This is a genomic window from Methanococcoides orientis, assembly GCF_021184045.1.
Taxonomy (GTDB): domain Archaea; phylum Halobacteriota; class Methanosarcinia; order Methanosarcinales; family Methanosarcinaceae; genus Methanococcoides; species Methanococcoides orientis.
This window is the reverse complement of record NZ_CP073710.1, coordinates 531578-548881: the sequence shown is the minus strand read 5'-3', so window position 1 is coordinate 548881 and position 17304 is coordinate 531578. Positions and strand designations below refer to the sequence as shown.

20 protein-coding genes and 1 pseudogene are annotated in these 17304 nt (G+C 41.5%); 3 read left to right on the top strand and 18 right to left on the bottom strand.

Features of this window, described 5'->3' with window-relative positions; translation table 11 throughout:
* Positions 1–156 precede the first annotated feature (156 nt).
* The 3 genes from J7W08_RS02935 to J7W08_RS02925 form a co-directional block, all read right to left on the bottom strand.
* Positions 157–1314: a GTP-binding protein gene (locus J7W08_RS02935; RefSeq protein WP_233085156.1), complete on the bottom strand. Its 1158-nt coding sequence runs from the start codon at positions 1312–1314 to the stop codon at positions 157–159.
* Between the two features lie 245 nt (positions 1315–1559).
* On the bottom strand, positions 1560–2678 hold the full coding sequence (locus J7W08_RS02930) for an MFS transporter (protein ID WP_233085155.1): 1119 nt from the start codon (positions 2676–2678) through the stop codon (positions 1560–1562).
* Between the two features lie 221 nt (positions 2679–2899).
* Positions 2900–3124 (bottom strand): hypothetical protein, encoded by a 225-nt coding sequence (locus J7W08_RS02925; RefSeq protein WP_233085154.1) that lies wholly within the window; start codon positions 3122–3124, stop codon positions 2900–2902.
* Between the two features lie 143 nt (positions 3125–3267).
* Here J7W08_RS02925 and J7W08_RS02920 point away from each other — a divergent pair, with 143 nt between their 5' ends.
* On the top strand, positions 3268–3777 hold the full coding sequence (locus tag J7W08_RS02920; protein ID WP_233085153.1) for a shikimate kinase: 510 nt from the start codon (positions 3268–3270) through the stop codon (positions 3775–3777).
* A 108-nt stretch (positions 3778–3885) separates the two neighbouring features.
* Here J7W08_RS02920 and J7W08_RS02915 read toward each other — a convergent pair whose 3' ends face one another.
* The 6 genes from J7W08_RS02915 to J7W08_RS02890 all read right to left on the bottom strand — a co-directional run bounded on the left by J7W08_RS02915 (position 3886) and on the right by J7W08_RS02890 (position 8325).
* Complete coding sequence (locus J7W08_RS02915) at positions 3886–5247, bottom strand: PFL family protein (RefSeq protein ID WP_048193156.1); 1362 nt, start codon at positions 5245–5247, stop codon at positions 3886–3888.
* A 14-nt stretch (positions 5248–5261) separates the two neighbouring features.
* A complete protein-coding gene (locus tag J7W08_RS02910; protein ID WP_048193157.1) occupies positions 5262–5540 on the bottom strand; it encodes an ACT domain-containing protein in 279 nt (92 codons plus the stop codon).
* A gap of 209 nt (positions 5541–5749) precedes the next feature.
* On the bottom strand, positions 5750–6196 hold the full coding sequence (locus tag J7W08_RS02905; protein ID WP_233085152.1) for a hypothetical protein: 447 nt from the start codon (positions 6194–6196) through the stop codon (positions 5750–5752).
* Between the two features lie 122 nt (positions 6197–6318).
* Positions 6319–7266: a calcium/sodium antiporter gene (locus tag J7W08_RS02900; protein ID WP_233085151.1), complete on the bottom strand. Its 948-nt coding sequence runs from the start codon at positions 7264–7266 to the stop codon at positions 6319–6321.
* Between the two features lie 41 nt (positions 7267–7307).
* Positions 7308–7748 carry a universal stress protein gene (locus J7W08_RS02895; RefSeq protein ID WP_048193160.1) on the bottom strand — a complete coding sequence of 147 codons (441 nt, stop codon included), beginning with the start codon at positions 7746–7748 and terminating at the stop codon, positions 7308–7310.
* Between the two features lie 52 nt (positions 7749–7800).
* The gene (locus J7W08_RS02890; RefSeq protein WP_233085150.1) at positions 7801–8325 is read right to left on the bottom strand and encodes a VIT1/CCC1 transporter family protein; all 525 of its coding nucleotides are present in this window, start codon (positions 8323–8325) and stop codon (positions 7801–7803) included.
* A 737-nt stretch (positions 8326–9062) separates the two neighbouring features.
* Between J7W08_RS02890 and nrdD the strand changes: the two genes are divergently transcribed.
* Positions 9063–9419, top strand: coding sequence for an anaerobic ribonucleoside-triphosphate reductase (gene nrdD, locus J7W08_RS02885; protein WP_233085149.1), 357 nt, complete (start codon positions 9063–9065; stop codon positions 9417–9419).
* 356 nt (positions 9420–9775) lie between these two features.
* Here nrdD and J7W08_RS02880 read toward each other — a convergent pair whose 3' ends face one another.
* The 7 genes and pseudogenes from J7W08_RS02880 to J7W08_RS02850 all read right to left on the bottom strand — a co-directional run bounded on the left by J7W08_RS02880 (position 9776) and on the right by J7W08_RS02850 (position 15062).
* Positions 9776–10189, bottom strand: coding sequence for a response regulator (locus tag J7W08_RS02880; protein WP_233085148.1), 414 nt, complete (start codon positions 10187–10189; stop codon positions 9776–9778).
* A 98-nt stretch (positions 10190–10287) separates the two neighbouring features.
* Positions 10288–10764, bottom strand: a complete 477-nt coding sequence (locus tag J7W08_RS02875; protein ID WP_233085147.1) for a class II SORL domain-containing protein — start codon at positions 10762–10764, stop codon at positions 10288–10290.
* 84 nt (positions 10765–10848) lie between these two features.
* Positions 10849–11094 (bottom strand): AcrB/AcrD/AcrF family protein, encoded by a 246-nt coding sequence (locus J7W08_RS02870; protein ID WP_233085146.1) that lies wholly within the window; start codon positions 11092–11094, stop codon positions 10849–10851.
* A 12-nt stretch (positions 11095–11106) separates the two neighbouring features.
* Complete coding sequence (locus J7W08_RS02865; protein WP_233085145.1) at positions 11107–11370, bottom strand: monomethylamine transporter; 264 nt, start codon at positions 11368–11370, stop codon at positions 11107–11109.
* A 15-nt stretch (positions 11371–11385) separates the two neighbouring features.
* The gene (locus tag J7W08_RS02860) at positions 11386–12759 is read right to left on the bottom strand and encodes an APC family permease (protein WP_233085144.1); all 1374 of its coding nucleotides are present in this window, start codon (positions 12757–12759) and stop codon (positions 11386–11388) included.
* Positions 12760–13012: 253 nt separating this feature from the next.
* Positions 13013–14389: pseudogene (locus J7W08_RS02855) on the bottom strand (monomethylamine:corrinoid methyltransferase).
* Positions 14390–14405: 16 nt separating this feature from the next.
* Entirely contained in the window at positions 14406–15062 is a 657-nt protein-coding gene (locus J7W08_RS02850) for a cobalamin B12-binding domain-containing protein (protein ID WP_233085143.1), read from the bottom strand.
* Between the two features lie 452 nt (positions 15063–15514).
* Between J7W08_RS02850 and J7W08_RS02845 the strand changes: the two genes are divergently transcribed.
* Positions 15515–15841 carry a DUF4405 domain-containing protein gene (locus tag J7W08_RS02845; protein WP_233085142.1) on the top strand — a complete coding sequence of 109 codons (327 nt, stop codon included), beginning with the start codon at positions 15515–15517 and terminating at the stop codon, positions 15839–15841.
* Here J7W08_RS02845 and J7W08_RS02840 read toward each other — a convergent pair.
* Both J7W08_RS02840 and J7W08_RS02835 read right to left on the bottom strand, forming a co-directional pair.
* Positions 15826–16575, bottom strand: a complete 750-nt coding sequence (locus J7W08_RS02840; RefSeq protein ID WP_233085141.1) for a hypothetical protein — start codon at positions 16573–16575, stop codon at positions 15826–15828. The genes J7W08_RS02845 and J7W08_RS02840 overlap by 16 nt on opposite strands.
* 316 nt (positions 16576–16891) lie before the next feature.
* On the bottom strand, positions 16892–17302 hold the full coding sequence (locus J7W08_RS02835; protein WP_233085140.1) for a response regulator: 411 nt from the start codon (positions 17300–17302) through the stop codon (positions 16892–16894).
* Positions 17303–17304 lie beyond the last annotated feature (2 nt).

Genomic DNA, 17304 nt, shown 5'->3' with positions numbered 1-17304 from the left:
CGATATTAAAAAATCATCATATTGTAGCAACTCAAAAAAAGGTGAACTAAATGTTTAAAATAAAAGTGCAAAACAGGTTATAAAAATCATACAAAAAAGAAGTTGCCCCTACAAAATCAGTTTGTAAGGAGCACGCTGAAATTGCAAATAACCGTCTTAATGATGGTGTGAATGCTCGTGTTCATGGTGTGCTTCAAGTTTTTCAATCTCAATTCCATAACGTTTGAAAGCATCCGTTGAAAATGTATCTACTATCCTCACAAGTTCATCTTTTTCCATATTGGAGATCGCTGAAAGTATCTTTAACTTGAGGTTCTCATTCTTTCCTGTTTCTATCAATTCCAATTGCGGCTCTTCGAAGTAGGCAGTTACATTCATTTTTACTGTATCTGCATCAGAATCGAGGAACATCTTGATATGACCTATGAACTCAGGGCTATGCTCCATAACTTCTGTTTTTATGTTCGCCATTATTTCTTTAGCGATCATCTTTGCCCTATCGATACCCGTCCTGTCCTTGATCGTATACTCTGCAGCGTAAGTTGCAACACCTGATGCATCGATAGAGTTCTCAGTTTCTTGCTCATCCTTGATAAATTCCATCTCTTTTTTGCTGACAAGGGATATGCCACTTGCAGCAGCAAGGGATGAATTACCCATCTCTTTCGGCTTCATTTCCTGAATTTTTATATCCGGAAATCCATTAAGCATATCTTCAGGAAGAATCATGTCCATGAAACGATAGAATTTCTCATCAGTGTTATTTGCAGAGATACGTATCACTTTTGCTTTTTTGTTGAGCTGCTGTACAGACTCTTCTATAATAGGTATCTGGATGTTGTCCATAAGGTCGATCTTATTGATGGCAAGGATCTCTGCATCCTCTATCTGGCGGGTGGAGAAATGTTTCATCTCTTTTAGCAGGTGTTTGAACCTGCTGCCGTCTATAAGGGTCACAAGAGGTGCTATTTCCGCACCTTCTCCCAGGTCCATCAGCTCGACCTCTCTTTTGATCACGTTCGGGAATGCAATTCCGGTAGGTTCTATTATAAGGACATCCGGATTGTAAGAATTAAAAAGTGTAATCACAGTAGAGCGTAAGCCCATCTTAAGTGAACAACAGATGCATCCGTTCGTAATCTCTTTTGTATCGAAACCGAACTTATTGATGATATCACCATCGATCCCGATCTCTCCGATCTCGTTGACAATAATGGCAACTTTATGCCCCTTATCTACGAGATACTTACCAGTATTGATTATCGTGGTGGTCTTTCCGCTTCCGAGAAAACCGCCAACTACAAGTGTTAGCATTTTAGTAGCTCCTCTTTTGTTTTTATGAACGTTTCATCCGATCCAAAAATGATACGTCCTCTTCTCTTTATATGTTCGCTATTACTGGTTATTATACCTTTTGATATTGATTTCAATTGCCGGGTCTGCCACCCAAAATGCTTGTTTACACCTTCAATTGATGCTGAAAAATCAACCACTATCCATGAAATAGTTCAGGCATCATATAAAAGAAAAAATGAATGATCATTTCATTGCTTTTATGATCAGGATTGAACAGGAAAACTATTCAAAAGCACAGTTACACCGAACAGAACTGCAGTTCCTAAAAATATCATCCCTATATCGAATGCTCCTGTAAATGCTCCTGCTATCAGTGGCATCAATGCAAGTCCAGCATAGATACAGGTGTTGTAGATCCCCATTGCAGTTCCATGATCGACCTTCATGTTCGTGATAGACAGTGGAAGTCCAACTAGCATGATCCCTGATCCAAGACCTATAACAGTAAATCCGGTCATCGGGAAATAGATTGTTGCAATGATCCCAACTGTTGCTATAAGGATTCCTTTTTTGATAAGTTCCTCATAGCTAAAATTGAAACGTGCTATTGTTATCGATGAGATCATGGTTGAGAAGTATAATAATGAGATCGCAATCCCCAGTTCGGCCTTTGTCAGAAAACTACTGCTATATTCCGGATACAGGGATACGAGCACACCACTTGATCCCGCGAGCAGGAACGAGATGATCCATATACTGAGTGAACTTCTGCTCGTAATGAATGAGAGATAGGCTCCCACTGACATTGATCCGATCTTCGCCACATCATCTTTATCATGTTTCCCGGTAGGACAGGCCATATAATAGAATGCTGAGATGAGAGTAAATGCGGTCAATATAACAAACAGATATATTCCGTATTTGATACTGATATCTGCAAGGTAGCCTGTGACTGCAACACCTGCAGCAAGCCCTCCATTGATAAGAAAGTTGAATTCTCCTATGTAGCGCATCTTTTTTGTGAACAGTGCTAACCTTGCAAATGCAGCAGGGAAGAAAGCACCACATGATGCTCCCTCAATAAAGCGTGCCAGAACGAGGACCATGAAATCATCCGTGACGGCCATAACAATTCCTGATATGAATGAAAGTAGCAATCCAAGTACTACAAATTTCATGCTACAAAATCTGTCACTGAGAATTCCAAAAGGGAGCATGGTGAAAAGTGCACCAAGGAAGAACGATGAATATAAAAGGCTTGATGAGGTGACAGATGTTGTCTGCCCGGTGGCAGCAAGCTCAGGCAGTATGGGTATAACTGCATTGGAAAGTCCCATTATTACAAAAGCAGAAGAATAGAGTAAGAACCTTTCATGATCCATGATAATTTCTGTTATTCCTCTGGAAGTTAGATAAGCTTTTACATTCTGACAGGGCTCTTAAAAGAGCTATACTTCTTCTAAGATTGCGGTCTTGCAAGTTACACGCTTTTGATCTACATAAGGAAGAAATTCATAAATAAAGAAAGAAATAATGAATAAATAGCATCAGCTAAATCCGTATAGCAATTCATTTTCTCATTAGAATGCTAATAAAATTCCTTTTAGCGTAAGATGTCATATCTTTTGTTGAAAACATATGATTTAATTATGGAGACCATGCCACTTTTATGCTTAAGTATATAATCTCCGGCTTTTCCATTCAGTGTTCCTTTAGGAGTTCTTACGCTAAAATCAGTGTCCATGCGTAATGCATGACCTATTGGAGTCTGTATTTTCTGCCTATTTACAGACAGTTTTCCATCCAGACTTTCTTTTAACTGGTCCACTTTAGATTCTCCCATATATAAAGGATAGCAATTATAATATAAACATAACTAAGATTTAGTTTATGGCTATATATATTTATAATTAAATTTATTACTGATGAAAATTATATATTCGATCCTGATAATCTTTGAGTGAATTTAAAATGAGTGAAAATATGAACATCACGCTTATCGGAATGTCAGGTGTGGGCAAGACCACAATTGGAAAGTTGCTTTCAAAAAAACTGAATTATGGTTTTGTTGATGTTGACAATCTCATTAAGAAAAAGATTGGCATGAGTCTGCAATCATTCATTGACCATTCCGGAGATGCTGCCTTTCTTGAACTGGAGGAACAGGTTGTTCTTGACCTTGAGCCATCGGGAAGCTGCATCATTGCAACAGGTGGCAGTATGATCTATTCTGAAATTGCCATGGAGCATCTGAAATCCATCTCAACTATTGTTTACCTGGATGCTCCGTTTGGTCGGATAGCTCGCAGGATAGACCCTTCAAAAAGAGGAGTTGTGGGTTTAAAGGATAAAAGCCTGAAAGAGCTGTATCATGAGCGTAAGGTGCTATATGAAAAGTACCTGGACGTTCACATTAAAATAGAAAAAGGTGAAAGAAAAAGTGCCATTGCAGATAGGATCATTGCTATCTGCTTCGATTAAAATGGCAGTTGATCTGCTTATTCTTTCCTCACATTGAAAATTATATATTTAATTATTTATTTATATATTTAGTTAGCTAATTAATTCGTTAGTTAATTAGCTCACTGTTTAATTCGTAAGTGCCTGTATCGGTGCAGGTATCCTTCCACCGCGTCCAATAAATTCCTCGGAACTGAATTCGGATACAGCCATAACGGGTGCGCGTCCCAGAAGTCCACCATACTCCACGCTGTCACCAACCTTTTTACCAGGTGCAGGTATCAGGCGTACAGCTGTTGTCTTTTTGTTGATCATTCCGATGGCCATCTCATCTGCAATGATCGCGGAGATCGTGGAGGCTGATGTATCACCGGGGATGGCTATCATATCCAGTCCCACAGAGCAAACACTTGTCATAGCCTCAAGCTTTTCAAGGCTCAACGCACCGATCTCAACTGCATGTATCATGCCTGCATCCTCACTTACAGGGATGAATGCACCGCTTAAACCTCCGACATAAGAGGATGCCATTGATCCGCCTTTTTTCACGGCGTCATTGAGAAGTGCAAGAGCTGCTGTGGTTCCGTGGGTCCCGCAGTTCTGGAGTCCCATTGCTTCAAGAATGGCAGCTACACTGTCACCGATCTCGGGTGTTGGTGCCAGGGATAGGTCAACAACACCAAACTCAACATTGAGGCGACGGGAAACTTCCCTTCCGACCATCTCCCCCATTCTGGTGATCTTAAAAGCTGTCTTCTTGATGGCTTCTGATATCTCGCCGAGGTCAGGGTCCTTGAGTTCCCTGATGGTGGAGTTCACGACCCCCGGACCGCTTACGCCGACATTGATAACACAATCAGGTTCACCAATGCCGTGGAATGCGCCGGCCATGAACGGATTATCTTCCGGTGCATTGGCAAAGACGACGAGCTTTGCACATCCGATCCCATCGTCATCCTTTGTTGCTTCAGCAGTCTTCTTGATGATCTTTCCCATCATTGCCACAGCGTCCATATTGATGCCTGCTTTTGTGGTAGCCACGTTGATGGATGAACATACCTTATTGGTGCTTGCAAGTGCCTGAGGAAGGGAATTGATAAGTTTTATGTCTCCGGGAGTTGCTCCTTTATGCACAAGGGCAGTGAAACCTCCAATAAAATCAATTCCAACATCTTCTGCTGCACGGTCAAGTGTCTTTGCAATAGACACATAATCATCCGTATCACAGCTTTCAGCAACGATAGCGATCGGAGTTACAGCTATGCGTTTATTGATGATGGGAATTCCGTAGAGGTTCTGTATCTCTTCAGTGGTCCTGACAAGGTCCTTAGCATAACCGGTGATCTTCTCATAGATCCTTTCATTGAGCACATCGATATCATTGTGACAGCAACCACGAAGATTGATGCCCATTGTAACGGTTCTGATATCGAGATTCTCCGCTTTGATCATATGGATGGTTTCCAGTATCTCTTCCGGATGGACAAGCATATTTGATCCTCCTTTTAGATCCTGTGCATGAAGCGGAATGCATCTTCGTGCTGTACACGTACTTCCACTCCAAGTTTTTCCCCTTCTTCGGACATTGCTTTCTGGAATGCTGTGAGATCGAAGTTCTCATCTTTCACCCCTGCCAGCATTATCATGGTGAACAGGTCTTCCATAAGGGTCTGGCTGATATCAACGATATTCACATTGAAATCTGCCATCACCTTTGTGATATTAGCAACAATACCTATCTTGTCGATACCGATAACAGTGATTATGAAGCGGGTTGAGGTCATTTCTCTATCCTTCTCTAAATGATTAATTGAATGTGATGCTGAGCTATACTATGTGATGGATTATAGCTCTTTACCTTTTGCAAGGAAATATTCCGGGAGAATAAAAATATCAATTTGATCCAGAGATCCAGGTAGAAAGTAGAAAAAATAGAGAAAACATTAAGAAAAAGTGAATATTGCAGAAAATACCGCATATTCACAAAGGCAGATTATTGTTCATTCATGTCGAAGGTCATGACCTGACCGTTCTCATCAGTGATTGTCATAACCCCATCGATAATTGTCATTTCTGATTTGACATTGTCGGATGCATCGTAGCTGGTCCAGATAACCATCTCAGCTTCTTCTGACCAAAGGTATTCAATTTTAGCAATATCTTCTGTAACAGGTTCGATCTCGACGACTGCTTTGCATAGCGTCACTCCGTTAATAACCTCGGTCCCGACGATCTCCATATCCATACTCTCACCGGTTTGTGGGTTTGATGCTTGCCATGTAGTTCCCACAGGACACCATTCATTTTCAGCATCTTCCGGTGTTGTGACAGTTATCTCCACATCATCATCAGTATATGTCATTGTCCCAGTATCGTCGCCAGCACATCCTGCAGCCATCATAGTGATAGCAATCAATAATATCAACCAGATTTTGTTCATAGTAATTCCCCATAATAAGTTCAGTTTGTTAGGACTTAAGCATATCGAAGGCTGATGCCATCTTATTCTAGAGGCTTTAAAATAAATCGATCTCGCAGGCGTTTTCTGGAAACGCCTACCTTTCAATTGTAGAATATGAAAAGACCCGCAATGTAGGCAACATATGTGATAAGGATCACACCGCCTTCCCACCTGTCAAGTCGTTTTCTTGTTATTCCAAAGATCACAAGCATCAGCATGATAAGGATCATAACCGGGAAGTCATAGTTAATGGACTGAGAGAGAATAGGAAGTGTTCGGATCTGTGAAGAGAATCCCAGTATCATTGCAATGTCCATTGTGTTGGCTCCAAGGATGTTGCCTATGGAGAGGTCCTGATGTCCCTTCAATGTTGCAGATATAGCAGTTATGAGTTCTGGTAATGATGTTCCAAGGGCTACAAGTGTGAGTCCGATAATCATTTCAGGGATTCCCAGCCAGTATGCGATCTCAGTTCCGGAATCTACGAGTAGGCGGCTGCCGATGACCACACAGGCTGAGCCAAGTATGAAATAGAAGATATCAGACTTCATTTCTTTCAGAGATACCTTTTCCCTCTTCTTTTCCGACCCATCGAATATTGCAGACTGGAGGCGGTAGTTATAGTAAAGGAATCCTACGAAAATAGCAAGCAATATCAGACCATCAATTGATGTTAGAACGCCATCCAGTGTTAAAGCTATAAGTGTGAGTCCTGAAAAGAGCATGATGGCACCTTTATGGAGGAAACCTCCATCTTCCAGGGGTATTGCCTTTATCGTTATGACCAATCCCAGTGCCAGGCCGATATTACAGATAGCTGAGCCAACTGCGTTTCCTATGGTGAGGTCAGTGTGACCAATATATGCAGCTATTGCAGAAACTGTGAACTCGGGAGCAGTTGTGGCAAAGCTTACAATTGTGGCCCCTATAATGATCTTTGGAAGCCCGCTTTTTGTTGAAATGGATACTGCGGATTCGATGAACCAATCCGCCCCCTTAGTAATCAGAATAAGGCCTAACAGGAAAAGCAATAAAGTCGAGATCACCATGGTCTCCCTTATAGCTTTCCATCACATTTAAATTGAATGTCTTAATCTTCGCTGGTAATAACAAGTACGGGTCCGACATCTGCTGCAATAATCCAGCGTGTGAGACTGCCAAGCGGATCTCTCCTCAGGGACTCGGATCCCATGACCGTAAGGTCCACAGCTTTTTCTTCTGCTATTCTTATAAGATCTCTACCGATATCCTCGCTGCTGAGAACGATCTTTTCAGCTGGGATCCCTGCTTTTTTAGCTTCGTTCATTGCATATTCCATGTTAGCTTCGATGTTCTCTTTGACAACTGCCAGCATCTTCTCAGAGAGCTCTTTTGGAAAGATGGATTCAAGTTCCCTTCTTTTTTCCAGATAGACGATTATGAGATTGCCGCCTTCTTTTTCTGCAACATGAAGTGCATGATCGACACCCCTTTTTGACATTTGTGTCTCATCTATTGGAACAAGGATGTTCCTGTATGCTATATCCCCCATAATGACAACTCCATTAGTTTATTTGCATTCCATCTATTTACCGGATTCCCTTTTATTCCAGCCCGAGTACTGTAACAGCAGCAACGATCAGTACACCAAGCCCAACCATTCTCACAGCATGTTTTATGACACTTTGCTTTGCTATCTTCCCAGAATAGATCCCCAGTATGGCAAGAACTGAGATGCTTAATACGACAGCTATCTCAAGAGCCATCTCGTCAAAGAAATAGAAAGGTGAGATCGGGACAAGGGATCCCATAAAGCTCGAACCACCATGAGCTATGGAATCGTTCCATATCTTCTTCTTTGTCTGAGCCTCCAGATCAGTTGATTCCAGACTTCTTAGCAATGGTTTCTCGAGTTCAGCCAGGTTTCCGTATTCTACAGCACTCTCTGCAAGATAGGATCCAATACCATTGGTCATGGCAAGAGCGACCGCACCTCCAAGGGCTGCATTTATGATAATTGACGGATCGTCAACAACATGTGACGTTGCGATTACCACACCAAGCACAGCCAAAAGACCATCGATGCTGCCCAGAATGATGTATCTTCCCTGTTCTTTATTAAACTTCATATCCAATTCTCGGCCGGGTCTTTTGAACTTTCGCAGGTGATCAGAAGAGGACGGCCTGATAAAACATTAAACCGTAGACCTGATCACCATACCAGAACATCTGCCCTCTTTTCAACCATATGCTTGTGGAAAGCAGATTCTGGAATTTCAAATGCTTATTTGTTCATACTTTTGATTCATACATTCGTCAATGGCTTCGCTGGACTAAACTGCTGACGATTGTTGATTGAGGACTGGTTTGATACCCAGGAATAGTCAGATAGCACCCATACCCGATATTCATATTGTATCTGTAAGTACATAGACTTTACGAAAAAGTAACCAGAGGAACTTATCCTTAAAACGGAGAAATAGATACGCAATGGATTATTTCCCTGAGAGAGAAAGATCAAACAGCATATGTTCAAGTATCGTAAATCTCTGACCAAGGATGAACATGTTTCCAAAATGGTTGGTATATAAATATCAACTCTCAAGTCATCCTACAAGAGCTTCTATATAGCGATTCCAAATATTGCCAAAATTAATTTTCTGATGGGATTTAGGAAGATCATCGAGAGCGAAGATGGAATGTTGATTGGGGTTGATTGTGGTTGATTGAGTCTCATTATAATATATTTTTCATTTTATCAGCTCTGTTACCAACTTCGGTTTATTAGTATCCTATTCTGGGTTTAAAAACCATTATTAATCAATAATTCAAATTTAAAGAGTACACAAAAACAGGAGAAATAAAAATGTCAAATTCACAAACAATGTCAACAGAAGAGCTGTTTGCACTCCCAAAGAATAAATTTATTGACAGATGTAAAGAATGGTGCAATGAGTTCAATGATGGAAAACCTATGAAAACTGATGAAAATAATCCATGTCCAGTTCACATATGGGTTGCACTTAATGAGGAAAAATGTGCTCATGATACCGTTGCAACTGTTGCACAGTGTCCTGTATGCGACCAACCAATGTGTCCGGATTGCATGAATCACAGTGTCCACCAACTCTCAAGGGTAACTGGCTATATATCCAATGTTAGTGGATGGAATGCTGCAAAAAAACAGGAACTTAAAGACCGCGTTCGATCTGATATAAAATGATATGAAACATACACAAATAGGAAAGTAATGCGGGAACAGAAGCGAATTGTTTAACGTTTTTTTGGGGAGGTTGTCAAACCAGAGTCACAGCCAGTTGGCAAGGTCCCTTTAGCTCCTACTCCCATATTCAATATTATATTTACAGTAAATACGGCTATTGGTTCAAAATATCGTAACCCAAAAAATTTTTTTGAGGTTGGAGTCACCGATAAAGTGCACATGGATATGAAATCGAGCTTTCAGAATAAGTTAAAAAATGCTCATTCGAAGATATATAATAAAAAAACTACGCCATATAAAAAATGTAATTCTGCTTTAAAATCGCGACTTTCATCCATCATTGATTAAAAAAGATGTCAAGCGGCCATATCATGAGCCATTTGTTTGAAAATCGGACTTTTGGACTTGTGGAAAGCAGATTCTATAACATATTCCAATTCCTCCTCCATAAAAGGCTTTTGAAGATAGCCAGCAGGATTTGCAATAGATGCCCTTGCTCTTGTTTCTTTGTCCGGATCTCCGGTAAGAAATATAAATGGAACAAAGTGTGACTTTAGTATTTCAGTTGCAGCTTCAATGCCATCCATTTTTCCCTTCAGGTAAATATCTATGATAACAAGATCTGGTTTTTTCTCTTCAACCATCCTTATAGCATCTTCCCCGGATGTAGCATGTCCTGCAAACTTGTATCCCATATCCAGAAGCTTAAGTTTGATCATCATAGCAACGATCATCTCATCTTCAACTATGAGGATATTCTTTTCTTTCATAGCTCCCTCTCTTGAAATAGAATATCACTTTTCAAAATGTGAAAATGCCGGAGATGATCCGGCATTTTTTAGATGTACCCCCATACATCATATTCAATTCATTTTGCATGCCAAGCGCAGGATTTTCCTTCCTTAACCTTCTTTGACATGATCTCGACTTGCCTGACAGATTGCCAAAGGCCATGGACATTACAGCTTGCTAATGCTTTAAGCTTCATTATCACAGCTTTTGTACCACAGTCTCCACAAATGTTCACACCACGAATGTGGCAGATCTCATATGCACGTATTCCAACAATTTCTTCTGTAGGTTCTACAGTAAATGTTGCTTCTGCTTTCTCATCGGAAGGTGAAAGCTCAACTCTTCCAATCTTCGTATCCCCCAGATACAGTTCTATCCACTCGATATAGTGGTCATCCTGCATTACATGCGGGACTTCTCCGAGCCTTACAGTAACCTCAAATGAACCTTCTGCTGTCATCACATCTTCAGATTCGATGACTGGTACATGCTTCATCTCAGTTTCTGTCATATTCTCAGGATCTTTCAGGTGGTTAATTACTTGTTCGGTCATAGGATCTCACCCCTTTATTAGTATATTATATGCTCTTTGAAAATATATAGTTGCCAGCAATTTGCTGACAACTATTTCTCATGTTCAGAACTTGTAATTCTTCACCGAGTGATACAGGATCACACCGAAGAACACAATTATTACAGCCAGGAGGCCGAAATATGAGACCGGATCCCATACGAACTGCATTCCACCTGTTCCCTCCCATCCTACAAGGACCGTTCCCTGAAGGATTACAGGAGTTACAACGCAGACACCTGCTAATATGAAGATGAACAGGATATCCACGATCTGCCCCAACATGCCTCTTTCTTTTACTGCTTCAGCCATGTCTTTTCCTCCTCAGTCATAGTACTCAAAGTCGAACATGTGTTCCTTTATGGAATTATAGACCCTTATACATCCAATCGTCTCTATACCGATCAATAGTAAGTAGAATACTATGTAGATCGGCCAGATCGTACCGAGTTCAGGCACTTCACCCCAAAGAGTTGACAGGATATTGTAGACAATATATGTCTCTGAGAAGTACAGCAGTCCCAATACAAGCATGATTACTCCTGCATCCTGCTTCAATTTGCTATGATATAATGCTTCATCTGCCATTTTATCTCCTCCTGTTCATCTCCTGTGTGCAGGTTCAGGCCATCCAAGGTCTTCTCCCCAGTCGTGTTTTGATTCTATACTTCTGTATCTCCACGAGAAGTAGAAGTATGCAACAACATAGAACACCAGACCGAAGACAAGGTTGTAGCTGTAACCCCAATTTAGTGTTGACATGATCACGATCGCAAGGAAGATCGTGAAGTATGCAAGATAAGGCTGCAGTGGTCCGACAAATGGACGTACCTTTTGTGTGTGTTCCGGGAACATCTTCCTGAAGCGTATCAGAGAGAATGGGATCATCACATAACATACCAATCCTGATGTGATCGAGAATGTAATGACCTGGTCAAGGAAACCACTGAATGCAAATGCGATCGCAATTGGCATTGTAAAGATAACTGCCCTGTATGGAGTGCTGTATTTTGGATGTACTGCTGAGAACCATGGTGTAAGGAAGTGGTCCCTTGAAAGGGCGAACCATGATCTTGATGAGTCACAGACAGTACCGTTCGCACTTGCCAGACAGGTAAAGAGTGTACCTACTGCCAGGAATGCGACCAGGAACTTAACTCCGCTTTGTGTTGCTGCTTCGTAAAGTGGGTATGCAGAAACACCAAGTTCAGCTGTTGGAATAAATCCTGCACAAACATAGAGTGTCATACCTGCTGCAAGCAACAGTGTGATCATACCAGCCTGCTGACCAAGAGGAACTGCTCTTGTTGGATGCTTACATTCCTCAGCACACATTGCTGCTCCTTCAATACCCAGGTAGAACCAGGGACCGAACTGGAGTGCTGCAAAGATACCAATAAAACCATTTGGCATAGCACCGGAAATAAGATATTCAGGATGCCATGTTCCACCTACCCCGCTGATGGTCATAAAGAAGAACGTAATAATAGCGATCAACGCAGTGAATGTTAAGGCAAAATTAAGATTTAATGCCGCCACAACTCCGCGATAATTCATAAATGTTAATGCTGCAATAACCAGCAATGTGACCGGAAACGTTTGTATCTCCGGGAATATCGATTGCGCTATCCACGCTACGACAATAGCATCGGCAGCTTCCAGAGCAATATATTCCATATAAACAGCAAGACCTACAATAGCAGCCGCACCCGGCCCTACAAATAATCTCGCCCAATCATAAGGTCCTCCTGCAAGTTTTGTGGATGAACCTAGTTCACTAGCGCATAATGCAACCATAATATACATGGTACCTGCAACCAGAAGTGCAAAGAGTGAACCGAGTATACCACCTTTTGCAACTGTGAAGTTCCAACCCATGTATTCACCGACCAACACGATACCGACACCAAGTGCCCATACATGGTATGGACGTAGCGTCTTTACCAGTTCGATCGGTTCATTCGAATTTTCAGACATTGATCCTCCTCCATCTAATTATTTATTCATTGGATACCTTACTAGCGTTTAGCAACATCCAACCTATCAAGGCAAAGGCTATGAGGTAAATAACCCCGTTTATTAAAGTCCACATATCCATATCGTATGCCCCCTTTAGCATTGTTTAGTGTTGATATGACATTGAATTGTCTCATTAAATAGTGACAAATGGCGAATAAAAAAAATGCCAGCGATCTCTCGCCAGCAAAACCATCAATATACTATCTTAGTCTTAGAATGTAAGACCGAACTCTTCGAGTTTCTTCCTTGCACCCTCGTATACCTTGACGTACTCGTCTGTTGGTGTGACGGTTGCAACGTCGTAGCATTCCTGGAAGGTCTTACCCTGTGGTGCATCTGCGTAGTTGTTCTCGTATGATGCAACGAGCTTGTCGAGTACAGCGTTGACGGAGTCGATGTCCATGCCTGCTGTTGCACGTGCGACCTCTCCCATCATCCTTGCTTCCATACCGGTTGTCTTGTCGGTGATGACACCCTTTGCGGATGCGACACCTGAGAGGATCTCACGGCCGGATGCTGTGTCAGTTACTGACTGTGCTGCTGCTTCGAGGAGGCACATCTCTGTGCATGGTCCTGCGCATGGGTAGTACTGGTTACCAGTCATAAGGTCTGTGAACTCACTGATTGTTGCACATGCCCATCCTGCGATCTGGAGTGTTTCCCTGGTGTTGGTGGATCCCCATCTGATGTGGACAGGACCATCAAGGTGCCAGCTTGCACTGCTCATAATCATGGAGTTAATGCTAGTTGCAACATCTACGATTGTTGTTTCTTCAATACCACCAGCGTATCCGCCGAAGATTGGCATCTGCTCGTCCATGATTATGTCACTGTTGCCCTTGTAGTGAGCCATGACTGCAATTGCATCGAGGTCGATCTTAAGCTCGTTGAGCTGTGATACTTCGTGGCTGTCACTTGTGACCTGGCCGCCGACACAGTCGGAAGCGATATTTCCCTGAGCGGACAGGGAGGTCTCAGGTCCCTAAACAGCCATACCAGGTCTGCCAGCCATTGCTGCTGCGTTCTTGATGATCCTTGTTTCGGACTTTGCTGCGAGAACTTCGTATGGGCTGCCTGGTATAGGTGGCTTACCACGAACCGTCATCATAACACCATTTACAATTGTGTCAACTTCTTTCTCGAGTGCATAGCTCATGTGAACTGCAGAGAACATATCTTCTGAGATTGGGGAACCTGTTGGACCACCCTGTACTATTGGCTTTCTCTTGTCACCAACAGATCTCTTCTTCATCTGTACTGCATCTCTGCCTGTACCAAGCTGGAATGCTGGCATTGGGTTGTTGATTGCGTCCCAGAGTTCGTCTTCTGTGTATTTGACGATCCTCTTTGTGTCTGTGCAGTAGATACCACACTCAAGGAGCATGTCGAAACCTGCCTTGAAGAGTCTCTCCATCTGGTCCTTGTCGGTTGGAACGAACTCGGTACCAAAGTCAAGGTTGTATTTCTGCTTGAGTTCCATTGCCTTCATAGGAATGGTCATCAGATCCCAGTCATCCTGAGTGCATTTCTCACCGTTCTGTGCGCGGTCATAGAAGTCAAAGCAAGTTACTGATTTTGTGAATGTCATATTAATTACTCCTAATTTATGCGCTCATAAGCTCAAGTGCTACTCTTGCTGCCTCTGCTGCATTTTCGGCTGTGCCGTCTGCACCACACTCAGCGATCCATTCATCTGTGACTGGTGCGCCACCGAACATGATCTTGACTTCGCCTCTGAGGTTCTCTTCTTCAAGTAACCTTACTACATCTTTCTGGCCGAGCATTGAGGTTGTCATAAGTGCGGAACCTACAAGGATCATCTTCTTGCCTTTGTTCTTTGCAATTGCTTCAACAACATCTTCGTTTGGAATATCTGTTCCAAGGTCGAGAATGTCAAATCCATTTGCACCGAGCATTGTTGTAACAAGACGGTGACCGATATCGTGAATATCTCCTTCCTGTACGAATGTTACAGCCATTCCGACACCCTCTTCGTCGCCTTTCTCTTCTGCGAGAATTGGCTCAAGGATCTCCATTGCAGCTTTCATTGCCTTTGCAGACATCATGATCTGTGGAAGGTAGATTGTTGCTGCTTCGAAGTTGTCACCGACGATCTTCATGCCTGGTGCAAGTGCTTCGTTGATAATATCAAAAGCAGTGATTCCTGCGTCAAGTGCTTCCTGTGTCAGTGCTGGGCATCCGTTAATGTCCTGGTTCACAATTGCATTTTTAAGTTTGTCAAAAAGTTCCTGATTTCCCATTTTGTTTCACCTTTTTGTATTACTTACTTTAGATGTAGTCAATGCCAGATCATCACAGGCATTACTAAATAGAACACTGTCTTGAAACTTATATAACCTAGACGATGGCGTTTTTTGAAACTGCATTAAAATATTACATCACCTTCTGAACAGATGGTGCGAATATAATATGGCAAACCCAGGGTTGTTTGACGCCCTCTTTCAAATGTATGTTTTAAGCCGAATTGATGTTGTGATCAAAAAGGACAAAGGCATTAAAATCGACAAAACTAACATACAAAAATGAAATAAAATGAAGACAAAATATCGGAAATATTGTTTTAGTGGCATATCTGTATTCAGAATAATTTAGTATGTATGGAACCCTGCCCTAAAACATAACATTCTTTTGAAAGGACAATAATTTTTAACTATGGTCCCTATTTATATTTACCAGATTAAAGAGGATAAAATTGAACAGAACCAGAACAAATTATATTGTGGACCTCATACTTTTACTACTTTTCATAATCGTAGCTTTTACAGGCTTTTTCATGTATCTTGTAATACCTGAGGGAATTCCACAGGGAAGATACCAGGACTATATGGGACTTACAAAAGCCACATGGACAATGATACACAACAAATCATCCATATTACTGACAGTTTTTGTGGCGGTCCATTTCATACTTCACTGGAAATGGATCACATACATTAAAAGAAACTTTATCGGAAAGAGTGAAAAAAGAAAGGATGAATATCTGTGTGAGGAAAAGTCCCCTGATCAATTTAATTCCTGATCAAAATAATCATGGGTAGTTGATACAGAACTTATTATCACCTGCGAGTTCTCCTTTATGACGTACTCGCTCAGCCCAACATCACTTTTCGGATCACCCCAGTCGTATGTATATCCCAGTCTGGTCCATGGATACTCATCATATGTTGTACGATTAAGGGAATTGAACCATTCGACATGTTCCTGTGAAACGTTCTCGTGGAAATAAAGTTGAGCTTGTGTATCTGTGACCTCAGGGTCAGGAGCTGGTCTGAAAAGATCATCGGGCATCACCCACATTTCCACAAAATATTTATTTCCATTATCATAGGGAAGACCTATAAGCTGCTCCAGCCTAAGCGTTAGCTCATCATCATGTATATCATTCTGCTGAACAAAGCCTTTCAGCTCAGGAATAACCATTACCCAGGTATCTCCCCACCATGTAGACACATTTACTCCGACAGGATAGCTCTCCGGATACTTTGTCCATGTTACAACAAGGACATATTTTTCACCCGAATCTTCCATCCATTGAAGTTCAGTATTCGACTCAGTTATAGGAACCAGTTCTTTGTATACCTCATCCTCTTCAGCAATCATTGCATCCTCAATTGCAGACCTGTAGACATGTTCAAGGCCTGTTACCTCAGGTGAAGATGCAACAACATCATTATTAAGAAAGAAGCCTGCAGATAGTAAAGCAAGTAATACTAATGGTATTGATAATATTAACAACAAATTAGTTTTATTCATTTATTGGTCTTCCAACGTATATGATCCATATTCGGGATATATTTTATTTATATTCGAAATGCCTTATTTAAACTTAATTTATATTTGATTTAGACTACCCAATATCCGATTTAACATAATTATTCTATTTTTTATTTAAGTTAATTTCATCAGTCAAGATAAAGTAGAAGTGCTCTTAAGTTGTGTTTGCACTTTTGACCGGCTCAAACTGATCAGGAAACATTATTAATTTGATCATCAAATGCTTTTGATCAAAAAATCAAGGTTCAGAGATAGCAGCATCTTAAAAATGATATTATAGGGATGAGATAAGCTGTTATTCCATCCTTCCAGAGCTTTCTTTTTGTTTTTCCTTCAGGTGTTTGTGTATCGCGATCTCAATATTACTGCTTAGATCCCTTTCTGTAAATGGCTTGAGTATGTACCCATAGGGTTCTGTTTGTTTCGCCCTTTCCAGAGTATTCTCATCGGAGTGTGCTGTAAGGTACACTACTGGTATTGAGAAGCGTTTTCGAATTTCATCTGCTGCTTCTATTCCATCCATGTCCCCTTTTAGCATTATATCCATGAGCACAAGGTCAGGAAATGTTCCTTCCACCTTGGTAATTGCATCCTTTCCTGTCGCAGCAACTCCCGAAACGCTATAACCAAGGTTCATGAGCCTCTTTTTGATAACCATTGCTACGATAGCCTCATCTTCCACTACGAGTATCCTGGTAGATTTCATAT

Coding starts and splice junctions, on each gene's coding strand:
- J7W08_RS02935 (WP_233085156.1), bottom strand. CDS start 1,314: ATGCTAACACTTGTAGTTGGCGGTTTTCTCGGAAGCGGAAAGACCACC.
- J7W08_RS02930 (WP_233085155.1), bottom strand. CDS start 2,678: ATGGATCATGAAAGGTTCTTACTCTATTCTTCTGCTTTTGTAATAATG.
- J7W08_RS02920 (WP_233085153.1), top strand. CDS start 3,268: ATGAGTGAAAATATGAACATCACGCTTATCGGAATGTCAGGTGTGGGC.
- J7W08_RS02915 (WP_048193156.1), bottom strand. CDS start 5,247: ATGCTTGTCCATCCGGAAGAGATACTGGAAACCATCCATATGATCAAA.
- J7W08_RS02910 (WP_048193157.1), bottom strand. CDS start 5,540: ATGACCTCAACCCGCTTCATAATCACTGTTATCGGTATCGACAAGATA.
- J7W08_RS02905 (WP_233085152.1), bottom strand. CDS start 6,196: ATGAACAAAATCTGGTTGATATTATTGATTGCTATCACTATGATGGCT.
- J7W08_RS02900 (WP_233085151.1), bottom strand. CDS start 7,266: ATGGTGATCTCGACTTTATTGCTTTTCCTGTTAGGCCTTATTCTGATT.
- J7W08_RS02895 (WP_048193160.1), bottom strand. CDS start 7,748: ATGGGGGATATAGCATACAGGAACATCCTTGTTCCAATAGATGAGACA.
- J7W08_RS02890 (WP_233085150.1), bottom strand. CDS start 8,325: ATGAAGTTTAATAAAGAACAGGGAAGATACATCATTCTGGGCAGCATC.
- nrdD (WP_233085149.1), top strand. CDS start 9,063: ATGTCAAATTCACAAACAATGTCAACAGAAGAGCTGTTTGCACTCCCA.
- J7W08_RS02880 (WP_233085148.1), bottom strand. CDS start 10,189: ATGAAAGAAAAGAATATCCTCATAGTTGAAGATGAGATGATCGTTGCT.
- J7W08_RS02875 (WP_233085147.1), bottom strand. CDS start 10,764: ATGACCGAACAAGTAATTAACCACCTGAAAGATCCTGAGAATATGACA.
- J7W08_RS02870 (WP_233085146.1), bottom strand. CDS start 11,094: ATGGCTGAAGCAGTAAAAGAAAGAGGCATGTTGGGGCAGATCGTGGAT.
- J7W08_RS02865 (WP_233085145.1), bottom strand. CDS start 11,370: ATGGCAGATGAAGCATTATATCATAGCAAATTGAAGCAGGATGCAGGA.
- J7W08_RS02860 (WP_233085144.1), bottom strand. CDS start 12,759: ATGTCTGAAAATTCGAATGAACCGATCGAACTGGTAAAGACGCTACGT.
- J7W08_RS02850 (WP_233085143.1), bottom strand. CDS start 15,062: ATGGGAAATCAGGAACTTTTTGACAAACTTAAAAATGCAATTGTGAAC.
- J7W08_RS02840 (WP_233085141.1), bottom strand. CDS start 16,575: ATGAATAAAACTAATTTGTTGTTAATATTATCAATACCATTAGTATTA.
- J7W08_RS02835 (WP_233085140.1), bottom strand. CDS start 17,302: ATGAAATCTACCAGGATACTCGTAGTGGAAGATGAGGCTATCGTAGCA.